This is a genomic window from Mesorhizobium qingshengii (assembly GCF_027563465.1).
In the GTDB taxonomy this organism is placed as follows: domain Bacteria; phylum Pseudomonadota; class Alphaproteobacteria; order Rhizobiales; family Rhizobiaceae; genus Mesorhizobium; species Mesorhizobium qingshengii_A.
Genome location: NZ_JAPFQA010000005.1, coordinates 126,992 through 140,803 on the forward strand (window position 1 = coordinate 126,992; position 13,812 = coordinate 140,803).

The following is a 13,812-nucleotide window of genomic DNA, read 5'->3' on the forward strand; positions in this document are numbered from 1 at the left end:
TTCAGGGCGCGGTGTTGTAGTCGACGACCGTCTGGGGGTTCTCCTCGCCGTCATAGGATGCGTCGACATCGTACTGAACCAGCGAAAAATCGCCGTTGCGGAACAGATAGGTGCCCGATGACGAGGCATCTCCGACGCCGCGCCATTTGTTGAAGGTGGTGATCGTGTGGGCATCCTGGTCATAGTCCGAATTGGTCGCCCAGCCAGTCGTCTGGAAGCCGATGACATGCATGGATTCGACCTTGCCTTCGCTGTCGTTGTTCACGTAGCGGATATCCATCTCCGGTTCGGTGAACTGCAACTGCCTTACGCCAGATACATCGTCGCCTATGTAGTAGATGGAGTTTTCATTGTAGGCGGCGGCCGAACAGGAGAAATGGAAAAGCCGCGTTTCCCTTTCGGGCGCGCTGGCAGCCGCATCCTTGTCCTTGTACTTGATCGAAAAAACATCCGGCGCATTGGCGAGAAGGTTCTTGTCGCACTGGCCACCATAGGTCGCCAGAAAGGCCTTCCTGGCCTGCTCCAGTGCCGCGTCCTTCTTCGGTGGCGGCGGCCCGTCGCCACAGCTTGATGGCAGGGCTTCCTCGAAATCGGCAGTGGAGGGTTTCAGCGCACCTTTTTCGATGTGGATCGGATCGAACGGCGGTGCCGCCTGGATCTGCGCATTCACCTGGCGCAGCGTATAGCAACCGGCAAAGATCTTTTCGCCGCCGGTCTTGTCGGTGGCACGGATGGCGACAGGCACGTTGTAGAAGATACTGCCGGCCGCACCTTCGTCGGAGACGCTGCCGGTCTCGACCTCGACCTTGTCGGTGCCGTCATAGCCCTTGACGAAACTGTCGAAATCCTTCGCCGGCTTCGTATCGCCGAAATAACCCCAGGCGCGAGCGAATTCGTGCCGGTTGATGGCGCTGTAGAGCGAGCGGATGACCGCGTCGGCGCTCGATCGATCGTCGACATAGGGTGCTTCGGGAGTATCGTCGGCGGCCAGTGCCGTCTGGCCGGTCGGGGCAAGGGAGAGAAAGGCAGTCGCTGCGAATAGGGCGCGTCTCATCGGGAATCTCCGCTCGATGGGGAGATTCTACTATGGCGATTGCGGCAGCGTGGTGACGCTGTGTCAGGGCGCTTGAAGAATCGTGCACGAAGGCGCTAGGTCCTGTCCTCCGGCGTTCCGGCCGGATGGGAGATTTGACGTGACGATATCGATGTACGAGGCCTCCGTGCCCGTGTTTTCGGCAAGACTGAAAGCGCTTTCCAGCGTGCTGGCGGCAGCCGAGCAGAATGCGCTTGACCGCAAGATCGACCCACAGGTGTTTCTGACGGCGCGGCTCGCGCCCGACATGTTCGCCCTGACCAGGCAGGTGCAGATCGCCACCGACCATGCCAAGGGGGCACCGTCGCGGTTGGCTGGCCGCGAAGTGCCGAAATACGAGGACAATGAAGCGAGCTTCGCCGATCTGGAGGCGAGGATCGCCAAGACGGTCGCGCATCTGGCGACTTTTTCGGCCGCCGACATCGACGGCTCCGATAACAAAGTGATCGAGCTGAAGCTTGGCGGACGCGAAACCTCGATGGCTGGCATGCAGTATCTGCTGCATCTGGCCATGCCCAACTTCTATTTCCACCTCACCACCGCTTACGACATCCTTCGCCACAATGGCGTACCGCTGGGCAAGGCCACATTCCTGGGCACGCGCTGACGATTGCGGGCCGTCGAGGTTTCCCGGCTGTTGCCGGGAAACCCTGGCAAGCGTCTAGCGAATGGACATTTCGCGTGCGATGCGCGGAAAATCGGCGGGTTTGATGCCGATGTCGGCACGGTCCGCATTGCTCGTCGAATGAAGCAACGCGAGTGCCGTTCTATACCTAAGATGTTCCTGCGGGCGCGGCCGGGCGAACATTTCAGTGAAGAAACCCATGATTCAGGCTCCTGATTGGTCCTCCACGACTACCAATATAGGTGAATCGTGACAATTGTGCAGTGCAGCATTTGCATGCCTGCCATGTGCTGGTGATTTTTTTGGCCGTATTTGCGCGGCCGGGTGAAACTTTTGCCCGGCGCGGACCGTATCGTTGAACGCTGGCACATGGCCGGCTTTTCCTCGCCACTCCTGGCGAATTCCGGACTGCATGAAAATGCAGTCCGGCTTTTTGTTCAAGTGTTCAAGGATGGCAGCTGCCCGAGAAGCGGTCTGGGGAACGGCTAAATTCATCAAGATCGATGGCATGCATTTTTAACGAGCCGGTTCTATGCTCTGAAGCCTGCATGGTCGGGCAAGGGGAGGCTGACATCGTTACCAGCGCCAAGCGGGATTTCGCTTCTTTGCTCGACGACCTCTTCGTCGCCTCCGACAAGAGCGACGAGGGCGACGAGGCCGGCGCTCGTCCGTCCATCCCGTTCGACTATCTCTCCGTTGCCGACGAGCTCCATTCCGGCCGCATCAAGGTTTCGGGCAGCGGCTTTACCACCGAGTATCGCGAGGCTGGTGCTGATCTGGCGACCGAATTCGCCGCTTTGCTCGACCACGCCAAGCTGGCTCTCGCAGGCGAAGAGCCAAAGCCTGAGGAGAAATTGCCGCCGATCGATCCGGAATCGATCGCCGTCGAACTCGGCCTTGATCAGCCGAAACAGGTCGCCGATTTTGGCCGCATGCGCCGCAGCTTTGCCTTCGCCAACCACCCTGATCGTGTCGCTCCGCATCTGCGCCAGCGCGCCATGATCCGGATGCAGGTGGCCAACATGCTGATCGACGAGGCCAAGCGCCGCGCGCTGGCTGGCGCTCGCCGCTAAACACCTCCGGTTCACGCAAAAGTCGGCCCGCCAAGGCTTGGAGAGCGCCTCTGCTTTCCCTATAGATGCGAATTCCTCCCCGCGCAGCCGCGCCAGCTTTCCCTCCGGAGCAGAATTCCATGCACAAACGCCGTCTCGGTCGGACCGATCTTCTTGTTACCCAGATCTGCCTGGGTTCGATGACCTGGGGCCAGCAGAACACCGAGGCCGAGGGCCACGCCCAGATGGATCTGGCCTTTTCGCGCGGCGTCAACTTCATCGACACCGCCGAACTCTACCCGATCCCGCCCAAGGCGGAGACGCAAGGGCGAACGGAAAGGATCATCGGCAGCTGGATGAAGGCCAAGGGCAATCGCGACAAGGTGATCCTTGCCTCCAAGGTCGTCGGCCGCACGGCCAACAGTTGGTTTCGCGGCGACAGGCCGTCGCAATTGGTGCGCGCCGATATTCTTGACGCCATCGACAAATCGCTGGCCAAGCTCGGCACGGACTATCTGGACCTCTACCAGATCCACTGGCCGGAACGGGACATACCCTGGGGCGCCAATCCGACGCGCGTCGGGGCGGTGGCTCGGCGCGCCGATGCCGACGGCGCCCCGACCAACGAAACGCCGATCGCCGAGACGCTTGCCGTCTTCGATGAATTGGTGAGGGCGGGAAAAATCCGTCATTTCGGCCTGTCGAACGAAAGTTCTTGGGGCGTGATGCGGTTCCTTGCCGAGGCCGACAAAGGGATCGGTCCCCGCGTCGCGTCGATCCAGAACGCCTACAATCTCGTCAATCGTACCTTCGAGGTGAATCTTGCCGAAGTCTGCGAGCGCGAGCAGGTGTCGTTGCTCGCCTACTCGCCGCTGGCGCAAGGCTATCTGACCGGCAAATACGACCATGGCGCGCGCCCGCAGGGCTCGCGTTCGCAGCTGTTCAACCGCGGCCAGCGCTACGAGACGCCAAATGCCGCCGAAGCGCTGCTCGAATACAATGAACTGGCGCGCTCATTTGGCCTGGAGCCGGCGCTGTTCGCCAATGCCTATGTGTCGAGCCGGCCCTTCGTCACGTCGAACATTGTCGGGGCCACGTCGGTTGCACAACTGGACATGGCGCTGTCCTCGGTGGACGTCGCCTGGACCGAAGAGATGCAGAAGGCGGTGGATGCCATTCACCAGCGGGTAGGCAATCCCTGTCCCTGATCGGACCAGAGTGCAGAATTGACGAGGAATAACAAAGGGGTGGAGATGATGGTGGACTTTCCTATCGAGGCAGTGCGTGGAAAGTTTCCCGCTCTCTCCCTGAACGATAAGGGGCGGCGACGCATCTATCTCGACAATCCCGCCGGCACGCAGGTGCCACAGGCGGTGGCCGATGCGGTGTCGCGTTGTCTGCTCACCACCAATGCCAATCTCGGCGGCTATTTCGAAACGACGATCGCCGCTCAAGCGGTCGTCGACGAGGCGCACCAGGCGATGGCCGATTTCCTCGGCGCGGCGAGCCCCGAGGAAATCATCATCGGCGCCAACATGACGACGCTGACCTACCATATGTCGCGCACGCTCGGCCGGACGATGAAGCCGGGCGACGAGATCATCCTCACTCGCATGGACCATGAGGGCAATGTGTCGCCCTGGCTGCAACTGGCCGAGGACCTTGGTCTCGTCGTGCGCTGGCTGCCGTTCGACGAAAAGAGCTGGCAGGTCGAGGAGGCGGCGCTGGCCAGGCTGCTGTCGCAGAAGACGCGGCTGGTCGCTTTGAATTATGCCAGCAACCTGACCGGCTCGATTAACCGGGTCAGGTCGCTGACTGCCATCGCAAAACAAGCCGGCGCCCTGGTCTATGTCGACGCCGTGCAGTTCGCGCCGCATGGCCTGATCGATGTGCAGGACCTCGGCTGCGATTTCCTGATCTGCTCGGCCTACAAATTCTTCGGTCCGCACATGGGCATTTTGTGGGGCCGGCGTGACGTCATCGATGATCTGAAACCCTACAAATGCCGCTGCTCGTCGAATGGCCTGCCCGAGCGTTTCGAACTCGGAACACCGCAGATCGAACTGATGGCCGGCCTCACGGCCGCGGTCGACTATTTTGCCGAGCTGGGCGCGGCGGCAGGCGAGAGGGGATCGCGAAGGCAGAAGATTGCCAACGCGTTCGCAGTATCGATCGCCTACGAGAACCCGCTGGCGCAACAGCTGATCAATGGCCTGTCGGATATTTCAGGCCTGTCCATCCATGGCATCACCGATCCGAAGCGGGTCAGTGATCGCGTGCCGACGGTTTCCTTCACCGTCGACGGCATCGTGCCGGAAACGATCGTTCGGCAGATGAACGCCGAGAACATCTTCCTGTGGTCCGGCCACAACTACGCCTGGGAAATCGTCCACCAGCTCGGCATCCCGGCCGAACAGGGCGTCGTGCGCATCGGCATCGCCCATTACAACACGGCGGCTGAGATCGGCGAGACACTGGAGAGCGTGCATCGGGTCATCGCCATGCTCAGGCAGCAGCGTTCCTGAGGCCAGCCTGGATCTTCACCGCGCCTTGCCGCCGAAGCCGGTGAGGAATGCGGTGAGATTGTCGCCGAGTTCGTCGCAGAGATAGCCACCCTCCTGCACGATGACCGTCGGCAGGCCGAGCTTGGCGATGGCCTCGCCGATGCGCGAGAAGCCTGGCGTGGTTACGGAAAGCCCGCCGAACGGGTCACCCTCGAACGCGTCGAGACCAAGCGCCACGACCAGCGCGTCTGGCGAGAAGGCACGGATGCGCTGGAACGCAACCTCAAGCGCCCCGAGAAACGCGGCGTCGGCGGATTTGCGCGGCAGGGGCAGGTTGAAATTGTAACCGAGGCCCGGGCCTTCGCCGCGCTCGTCGGCATGGCCCCAGAAGAACGGGTAGAAGCGCACCGGGTCGGCATGCAGCGACACGGTGAGCACATCGGGCCGCGCATAGAAGATGCCCTGCGTGCCGTTGCCATGATGCAGGTCGACATCGAGGATCGCCACGCGCGCAGCCTGCTTGCGCAGGACCTGAGCCGCAACCGCCGAATTGTTGATGAAGCAGAAGCCGCCAGCGACATCGGCAAAGGCATGGTGTCCGGGCGGGCGGCACAGCGCATAGGCGGCCGGTGCGCCTGCCATCACGGCTTCAGCGGCTTCGACCGCGCTCCAGGCGCTCCAAAGCGCGCTTTGCCAGGTTTCGCCCGAGATCGGACAAGCGGTGTCGGCCATGTGATAGCCGGCCTGGCCGACCGCCGAGGCAGGGTAGGAGCCGCTGCGCGCGATCGGATGGATGTTGGGGATCACTTCGGCCGACGCGCCCTCGATGCGCTGCCAGCGCGCATAAATGTGTTCGAGGAAATCGAGGTACTCCGGCGTGTGCACGGCGGCGACCGGACCGAGCCCATGATTGCGCGGCCGCTCGATCGTGCAACCCGCTGACTTTGCGCCGGCTAACAATCTTTCGACGCGCTCCGGTTTTTCCGGATTGGGCTGCGCGGCCCCGCTCGAAAGGAACGCCTTGGGGTCATGGCGCTTCTGTTCCTCGGCATAGAAGGCTTTCATTCCTGCTCCCCATTCTCCGGCGCGTCGGCGAAGGCAAAAAAGGCCTCGCCGATGATTTTCTGCGTCTGCTCGTAGCTCGACCAGGCGATGCCCAGCCTTTCATAAAAGGCCTTGGCGCCCTCATTGTCGCTGTCGACGGACAGTCGGAGATAGACGCCGCCTTGCTCCCGGCACTGGGCCGCGACACGCCGCAACAGGCGCTCGCCGATCTTGCGGCCGCGAAACCGGTCCTCGACATAAAGGTCCTGCACATAGACGCCAGGCCGCCCCATCCAGGTCGAAAAGATCGGGAAATAGAGGCACAGGCCAGCGAATTCGCCGCCGACTTCGGCGATCAGGGTCGAGAAGGCAGGCTTTTCGCCAAAGCCGTAGGTTTTGAGATCGTCCGCTGTCGAGATGATTTCCTCGGGCGCGCCGATGTGCGTGCCGAGTTTCAGGATCGCCGCGTGGATGGTGTCGACGTCATCGATCCGGCCGGGCCTGATCAGGACGTCATTGGATGTTGGATTGATCACGGTCGCATCTCAGAACGCCACCCGGTCGCCACCCTTGAGGGCCAGCATGTCGCGCGCCTCGGTTGGCGTGGCAACCTCCAGCGACAGCCCATCGAGAATGCCACGGATGCGGCGCACTTGATCGGCATTGGATTTCGCCAGCTGGCGGCCGTCATAGAGACTGTCCTCCAGCCCGACACGGACATTGCCGCCCATTGCCGCGGCGATCGAGATCAGCGGCATCTGATTGCGGCCGGCGGCCAGCACAGAGAACTGGTAGCTGTCGCCAAACAGTTTGTCGGCAATCCGCTTCATGTGGACGAGATTGTCCGTGTCGGCGCCGATGCCGCCCAGAATGCCCAACACGAACTGGATGAACAGCGGTCCCGCCACCAGCCCCCGGTCGCGGAAATGCGCCAGCGAATAGAGGTGGCCGACATCGTAGCACTCGAATTCGAAGCGCGTGCCGCAGCCCTTGCCCAGCCTCTCGAGAACGCCTTCCATGTCGGCGAACGTGTTCTTGAAGATGGTGTCGCGCGTGGCTTCCAGCAGTTTCGGCTCCCACTCGTGCTGCCACTCCCTTGGCTTGTCGAGCATCGGAAACAGCGCGAAGTTCATCGAGCCCATGTTAAGCGAGCACATTTCGGGCTCGGCCCGCAGCGGCGCCGCAAGCCGCTGGTCCAACGTCATCAGCGAGGAGCCGCCGGTGGTGATGTTGATCACCGCGTCGGTAGCCTGCTTGATGCGCGGCAGGAATTGCATGAACACGTCCGGATCGGCGGTCGGCCGCCCATCCCTGGGGTCTCGGGCATGAAGATGCAGGATGGAGGCACCGGCTTCGGCGGCGGCGATCGCCTCGGTGGCGATCTGGTCCGGCGTCACCGGCAGATAGGGCGACATCGACGGTGTATGCACCGAGCCGGTAACGGCGCAGGTGATGATGACTTTACGCGGTGCCATTTCTTACCCCTGGCCTGCGACCGGCAGATCGAGCTCGGCGGCCAGAACTTCCAGCGAGTCGCCGATAATGGAAACGATCTCGCCGACCTGCTCCCTGGTGACGATCATCGGCGGCGCGACCATGAAATTGTCGCCGTCGACACCACCCTTGACCCTGCGCCCGTAGATGATCAGTCCGCGCTCATAGGCGAGGTCGAGCAGCCGCTGCGTGGCTTTCTTGTTCTGGTCGATCGGTCTCAGGGTCTCGGGATCGGCAACCATCTCGGCGCCCGTGAGCAGGCCCTTGCCGCGCACGTCGGCGATAAATGGAAACCGCTTCGCCAGCCCCTTCAGCCCGTCCATCAGCACGTCGCCCATGGCGGCCGCATTGGCGATCAGGTCGAGCCGATCCATTTCGCCGAGCACGGCAAGCCCGGCGGCGCAGGCGAGCGGGTTGCCGGCATAGGTGTGGCCGTGCTGGAATCCGCCCGAGGCGAGCAGCGGCTGCACCAGCCGCATCGGCGCGGCGAGCGCGCCAAGCGGCGCGTAGCCCGAGCCCAGCCCCTTCGACAGCGCGACGATGTCGGGTTTGCAGTTCCAGTGGTCGCCGCCGAGGAATTTTCCGGTGCGGCCGGCACCGCACATCACTTCGTCGTGGATCAGCAGGATGCCATAGCGGTCGCAGATCTCACGAATGCGCGGATAGTAGCTGTCCGGCGCCACCAGCGCCGCGGTGGCCGCACCGCCGATCGGTTCCATGATGAAGGCGACCACGCTGTCTGGACCCTCGGCCAGGATCTTCTCCTCCAGCATGTCGGCATAGCGGATGCCGCGCTGCTCCATCGAAAGATTGTCGCGGTCGCGCCATGCGGTTGGCGCCGGCACGGTCGGCATTACGCGCATCATCGGCGTGAAGGTCTCGGCCAGCGCATCGTCGCCGGTAATGGAGAGCGAACCCAAGGTGCCGCCATGATAAGAGGGGAAGCGCGTGATCACTTTCCAGCGGCTTGCCTGGCCGGTGGCGACCGCCCACTGCCGCGCCAGCTTGATGCAGGACTCCGTCGCTTCCGAGCCACCCGAGACGAAGAAGATGCGGTCCATGCCCTCCGGCAGCTTGCCGGCCAGTTCCCGCGCCAACTCTTCCGCCGGCTCGTTTTCAAAATGCAGCCGGTAGGCGAAGGTGGCGCGGTCCATCTGCCGTTTCATCGCGTCGAGCACGTTGCGGTTGGAATGGCCGATATTGGCGACCATCGGGCCGCTCGAGCCGTCAATGAAGCGACGGCCGTCCTGCGTCCACATATAGATGCCTTCGGCGCGGTCGATCAGCGGCCGGCGCAGGCTGGACAGGTAGAACAGATGCGATGGTGGCCGAGCGTCAGTGTTGGCAGCGGCGGTCTGAGGAAGGGCTTTCGACATGTCAGGACTTTCTGAGGTAACGATCAAGGACATTCCGGGTGACGCGTTCGACCATCGGGTCTTGTCTTAGCAGGCCGGCCACCCATTCGCAGCTTCCGGCGTGGAACACCTCGCCCTTGCCGCGCGGGAAATTGACGATCATGCCATTGCCGCGTTTGACTTTTTCCAGGTTGGCGTCGCTCGCCTCACCGAACAGCGTTTCGGCGGTGAAGCGGCCATCCTCGTCGGTGAGGAACTGGTCCTCGATCGGGATATCGGCGCTTTCCTCCACCTGGCTGGCCATGCCGACGGCGAGAACCTGCAGGCCATCCGGCGCGCCGCTGGTGGCGGTGGGGTAGGGCAGGCCGCCGCGTATCTCGAAGTCGAGCCCGTCAACCTCATAGCCATAGACATGGCTGTCGGAGCCGAGCAGGTCGCCATAATAGATGCCGGTGCCGGCGAAGGCCCAATGCTCCGGCCTGTAGACCGGAAAGCCGCGCACGCCGCGCGGCGCACAGCCGCCCCAGCCGGTGTAGACGCCACGCGTCGCGTTGAGTCCGAAGGTCGCCGAACCCGGCCGGCCGATTTCGGGCGCCTCCCAGGAGTTGGTGGCCCGGGTGACGTCGCCGCCGCGGAGATAGGCTGGGTCCTCGGCGCGGGCGCGGTATTTGAAGCAGACCTGCCGGCGGCCTTCGTCCTCCAGCCGCGTCTGCCACATGAAATTGCCGGCAAAGCGCGCCGCATGGCCGCCGCGTTCGACATAGTGGTCGACGGCATCACGCATCTCCCAGGTCCAGTATTCGTCGTGGCCGACGAAAGCCGCGCAGTCGTAGCCGTCGAGAATATCAGGCGAGAACTGCAGATCGTGCTGGCTGGCGAGATCGACGGCATAGCCGGCCCGTTCGGCGAAGCGGAAGAAGTGGCTGTCGTAGCTGGCCCAGCCCGACGAGGCGTATTTCTTCGAATGACCGGTGGCGAGCGCCCACTCCATATGCGGATAGCGCGGTATCGTCTTTGGCGGCACGGCGACTTCCAGCGGCACACGCGGTGCGTCTTTCGGCAGCACGACAAAACCACGGCACCACGGGCGTTGCGTCGACACGACGGGCGAATACTGGTTGCGATCCGGTCCGGTAATGCCCTGGTAGTGATTGGAGCCGCCCCAGGTGTTGTAGGCAAGCCAGGTTCCCGTCGCCGCCACTTGCAGCACACGGCCGGGTTTCTTGCCGGGCACGGGAGCGACGATAAAAATATGGTGGCATTGGATCGGCTTGCCGTCACGGCCATCGGCGGTCAGCGTCACCCGGTAGGCGCCGGACGGCCAGTCGCTCCCGACACGGAATTCGAACGAAGCTTCCCAGCCGCAACCCTCGGCCGAGCACTGGTCGGGCGTGTCCTGCCAGCGCGCGGCGATGCCCGATTTCTCGAACACCCTGGTTTCGCTGCCGCCGTCGCGGGTGATCGTCATGCTGAACGCCGGTGCCGTTGAACTGACATGCAGAACAACCGTTTCGCTGGCCCGATAGGAAAAGCGGTTGCTGTAGCACCAGATCTCGCCGCGCTCGCCATCCATGCCCGGCCATTCATAATAGTGGCCGCGTACCGCGTGCCGGCGCTGCTCCGGCGTCAGTCCGAAATCGGGAAATTCCGTGATCAATCTGGTCATCATCGTGCTCAGGCGGAAAGGTATTTCTTGAGGAAGGTGCGGGTGCGTTCTTTCTGCGGCGCGCGGAAGATGTCGGCCGGCGGGCCTTCTTCCACCACCACGCCGCCGTCCATGAACAGCACTCTGTCCGCCACTTCGCCGGCAAAGCGCATCTCATGCGTTACGATGAGCATGGTCATGTGTTCGGCGGCAAGCTGTTTCATCACCGCGTTGACCTCGTCGACGAGTTCGGGATCGAGCGCCGAGGTGGCTTCGTCGAACAGCATCACCTTGGGCTGCATCGCCAGCGCGCGGGCAATAGCCACACGCTGCTTCTGGCCGCCCGAAAGCCGCGAGGGATAGGCGTCGATCTTGTCGGCGAGCCCGACCTTGGACAAGAGAGCAACCGCCAGCGCCCGGGCTTCGGCTTTCGGCATGCCTTTCAGGATCACTGGCCCCATGGTGATGTTCTCGATCACGGTCAGATGCGGGAACAGGTTGAAGTGCTGAAACACCATGCCCATCTGCTGGCGCACCTTGTTGATGTGCCGTTCGAAGGCCTGGCCATGAAGCGGCTGGTTGACCTGCACGCCGTCGAGCCAGACTTCGCCACCGTTGAGCGATTCCAGATGGTTGATGGACCGCAACAACGTGCTCTTGCCGGAGCCGCTCGGCCCGATGATTGCCACGATCTGCCCGCGCTCGACCGATAGGTCGATACCTTTGAGGACTTCGACGGCGCCGAACGATTTGCGCGCGCCGCGAACCTCGACCATTGGCTGGCGCAAGCTCATCGGGAAACCTCCACGTTCCGTTCGAACCGACGCAGACCTGCTTCGAGCACGAGGTTGAGAATATAGTAGAGCGCCGCCGCCGTGATGTAGAATTCGAACGGCCGGAACGTTTCGCTGATCGCCAGCTGGGCCGAATGGACCAGTTCCGCGATGCCGATGACCGAGACGATGGAGGATTCCTTCAACAGCGCGATCAGGTTGCTTCCGATCGGCGGAGCCGTGTTGCGGATAGCCTGCGGTATCACGACGTAGCGCAGCGTCTGCCACTTGCCGAAGCCGATGCTGCGCGCGCCTTCCGTCTGGCCGGTATCGACGGCGACGATACCGGCGCGGATGACGTCTGCATTGTAGACGGCAAAATGCAGACCAAGCCCGACGATGCCGGCGGCAAGGGCTGGAATATCGATGCCGATCTGCACTAGGCCGAAATAGATCAGGAAGAGCTGCAGCAGCAGCGGCGTGCCCATGAAAATCCACATGAAGACACGCACGGGATAGGCGATGATCGCCGGCGCGTAGAGCACTGTGACCGCGAACAGAATACCGAAGACGAAGCTGAGCGCTCCTGCCGAGACCGTGAGCAGCGTGGTCCACCAGGCGCCAGTCAACAAGAGGCCCCAGTAGGGCGCGACGACGGTGAAATCGAGACCTTGCATCGCGCTCTCCGATCAGACGATTGCGAAGCGCTTGTCGAGCAAATCGACGATGCGGGCGACGGCGTAGACCATGATCATGTAGAGCAGGGCGGCAACGCCGAAGATCTCGAACGGCTTATAGGTGGAACCGATGAAGCGTTGGGCCGTGTAGGTGAGTTCGACGACCGAAATTGTCGACACCAGTGCCGATCCCTTCAACAGACCGACCGTATTGACGCCGAGCGGCCTTATCATCAGCCGCGCCGCCTGCGGCAGCACGACCTTGCGCAACGTCTGGAAACGGCTGAACCCGATTGTGCGCGCGGCTTCGGTCTGGCCTCTGTCGACCGCGACCAGCGCGCCGCGGATCGATTCCGCCATATAGGCGCCGATGTTGAGGCCGAGGCCGATGACGCCTGCCGCGAACGGATCCAGGTTGATGCCGATTTGCGGGCCGCCGAAATAGAGCACGAAGAGCTGGATCAGGCAGGGCGTGCCGCGAAACAGGCTGACATAGAGTGTGCCGATGGCCCGCGGGATCGCGGACCTCGACATCTTGCCGGCCGCGGCCAGTGCCGCGGCCGCGAGGCCCAGGATCAGGGCCAGCACTGTGATCTCGATCGTTACCAGCGCGGCTTCCACGAAGAACGGGAAGACGCGCTGCATCAAGGAGAAGTCCATGGAATAGCCCAGCAAGAGGAGTGCTCCAGGCGGCTTTGGGGCCGCCAGGAGCCCATAGGGGTCAGCGGATGTCGCTGCCGACCCACTGCGTGGAGATCTTCTTGTAGGTGCCGTCAGCCATCATGTCGTCCAGCGCCTTCTGCATGGCGGCCTTCAGTTGCGGGTTGTCCTTGCGGATGGCGATGCCGATGGCGACGCTGCCGCCTTCAATGTTCGGTGTGTCGAGCTTGCGGACCTTCTCGCCCGTCTCCTTGACCGCGACCATGACCGGAATGTTGTCGACGACGATGGCGTCGACGCGACCGGCCTTCAATTCGAGCAGAAGTTCCGGCAAGCCCTTGTAGGTGCGGATGTCCCAACCGCCCTGTTCGCGGGCCCATTTCTCATGCGTCTCGCCCAGCGTCACACCAAGGGTCTTGCCCTTGAGATCGTCGAGGCTCTGCACCTTGGAATCCTCGTTCACGAAAACGGCGCGGCCGGCGTGGTAGTACGGGCCGACGAAATCGACCACCTTCTCGCGCTCTGGCGTAATCGTCATCGAGCCGACGACGGTGTCGTATTTGTTGGCAAGCAACCCGGCGATGATGCCGTCCCACGCCGTGGTGATGATGGTGCCCTTGACCCCGATGCGCTCGGCGATGGCCTTGCCGATATCCGCGTCGAAGCCGACGACCTCATTCTGGTCGTTGACGAAGTTGAACGGCGGATACTGCCCGCTCATTGAAATCTTCAGCTCGCCCGCCGCCTTGATCTTCTCAAGGTCGTCGGCCCTGGCCGACGCGGTCGTGAAGGTCGACGCAAGCAGCAGTGCCGCAACCGCGATGCCGGAAAATACTCTGTTCATCTGGTTTCCTTGTCCTCTGGATGGAGCGCGAAGTCTTGTTCTTGGG

At 62.7% G+C, this 13,812-nt stretch carries 15 protein-coding genes; 4 read left to right on the forward strand and 11 right to left on the reverse strand.

Features of this window, described 5'->3' with window-relative positions; genetic code table 11:
* Position 1: 1 nt before the first annotated feature.
* Complete coding sequence (locus tag OOJ09_RS13935) at positions 2-1,054, reverse strand: DUF1176 domain-containing protein (protein WP_269905766.1); 1,053 nt, start codon at positions 1,052-1,054, stop codon at positions 2-4.
* A gap of 139 nt (positions 1,055-1,193) precedes the next feature.
* Between OOJ09_RS13935 and OOJ09_RS13940 the strand changes: the two genes are divergently transcribed.
* Complete coding sequence (locus OOJ09_RS13940; RefSeq protein WP_269905767.1) at positions 1,194-1,700, forward strand: DUF1993 domain-containing protein; 507 nt, start codon at positions 1,194-1,196, stop codon at positions 1,698-1,700.
* A 54-nt stretch (positions 1,701-1,754) separates the two neighbouring features.
* Here the strand turns inward: OOJ09_RS13940 and OOJ09_RS13945 are convergent, their stop codons facing one another.
* Complete coding sequence (locus OOJ09_RS13945; protein ID WP_269905768.1) at positions 1,755-1,919, reverse strand: hypothetical protein; 165 nt, start codon at positions 1,917-1,919, stop codon at positions 1,755-1,757.
* 347 nt (positions 1,920-2,266) lie between these two features.
* Here OOJ09_RS13945 and OOJ09_RS13950 point away from each other — a divergent pair, with 347 nt between their 5' ends.
* The 3 genes from OOJ09_RS13950 to OOJ09_RS13960 all read left to right on the forward strand — a co-directional run bounded on the left by OOJ09_RS13950 (position 2,267) and on the right by OOJ09_RS13960 (position 5,295).
* Positions 2,267-2,791, forward strand: a complete 525-nt coding sequence (locus OOJ09_RS13950; protein WP_269905769.1) for a hypothetical protein — start codon at positions 2,267-2,269, stop codon at positions 2,789-2,791.
* A gap of 119 nt (positions 2,792-2,910) precedes the next feature.
* A complete protein-coding gene (locus OOJ09_RS13955; RefSeq protein ID WP_269905770.1) occupies positions 2,911-3,978 on the forward strand; it encodes an aldo/keto reductase in 1,068 nt (355 codons plus the stop codon).
* A gap of 48 nt (positions 3,979-4,026) precedes the next feature.
* Positions 4,027-5,295 (forward strand): cysteine desulfurase-like protein, encoded by a 1,269-nt coding sequence (locus OOJ09_RS13960; protein ID WP_269905771.1) that lies wholly within the window; start codon positions 4,027-4,029, stop codon positions 5,293-5,295.
* A gap of 15 nt (positions 5,296-5,310) precedes the next feature.
* On the opposite strand, the gene OOJ09_RS13965 is transcribed toward OOJ09_RS13960, so the two are convergent.
* The 9 genes from OOJ09_RS13965 to OOJ09_RS14005 all read right to left on the reverse strand — a co-directional run bounded on the left by OOJ09_RS13965 (position 5,311) and on the right by OOJ09_RS14005 (position 13,766).
* A complete protein-coding gene (locus tag OOJ09_RS13965; RefSeq protein ID WP_269905772.1) occupies positions 5,311-6,339 on the reverse strand; it encodes a histone deacetylase family protein in 1,029 nt (342 codons plus the stop codon).
* A complete protein-coding gene (locus OOJ09_RS13970; RefSeq protein ID WP_269905971.1) occupies positions 6,336-6,851 on the reverse strand; it encodes a GNAT family N-acetyltransferase in 516 nt (171 codons plus the stop codon). Before OOJ09_RS13970 ends, OOJ09_RS13965 begins: the two co-directional genes overlap by 4 nt.
* Before the next feature lie 12 nt (positions 6,852-6,863).
* On the reverse strand, positions 6,864-7,793 hold the full coding sequence (locus OOJ09_RS13975) for a 3-keto-5-aminohexanoate cleavage protein (RefSeq protein ID WP_269905773.1): 930 nt from the start codon (positions 7,791-7,793) through the stop codon (positions 6,864-6,866).
* A gap of 3 nt (positions 7,794-7,796) precedes the next feature.
* Positions 7,797-9,188, reverse strand: a complete 1,392-nt coding sequence (locus tag OOJ09_RS13980) for an aspartate aminotransferase family protein (protein WP_269905774.1) — start codon at positions 9,186-9,188, stop codon at positions 7,797-7,799.
* A 1-nt stretch (position 9,189) separates the two neighbouring features.
* Positions 9,190-10,833, reverse strand: a complete 1,644-nt coding sequence (locus OOJ09_RS13985; RefSeq protein WP_269905775.1) for a N,N-dimethylformamidase beta subunit family domain-containing protein — start codon at positions 10,831-10,833, stop codon at positions 9,190-9,192.
* A gap of 8 nt (positions 10,834-10,841) precedes the next feature.
* Complete coding sequence (locus tag OOJ09_RS13990; protein ID WP_269905776.1) at positions 10,842-11,606, reverse strand: amino acid ABC transporter ATP-binding protein; 765 nt, start codon at positions 11,604-11,606, stop codon at positions 10,842-10,844.
* Complete coding sequence (locus OOJ09_RS13995) at positions 11,603-12,262, reverse strand: amino acid ABC transporter permease (RefSeq protein ID WP_269905777.1); 660 nt, start codon at positions 12,260-12,262, stop codon at positions 11,603-11,605. Before OOJ09_RS13995 ends, OOJ09_RS13990 begins: the two co-directional genes overlap by 4 nt.
* A gap of 12 nt (positions 12,263-12,274) precedes the next feature.
* Entirely contained in the window at positions 12,275-12,922 is a 648-nt protein-coding gene (locus OOJ09_RS14000) for an amino acid ABC transporter permease (protein ID WP_269905972.1), read from the reverse strand.
* A 61-nt stretch (positions 12,923-12,983) separates the two neighbouring features.
* Entirely contained in the window at positions 12,984-13,766 is a 783-nt protein-coding gene (locus OOJ09_RS14005) for an ABC transporter substrate-binding protein (RefSeq protein ID WP_269905778.1), read from the reverse strand.
* Positions 13,767-13,812 lie beyond the last annotated feature (46 nt).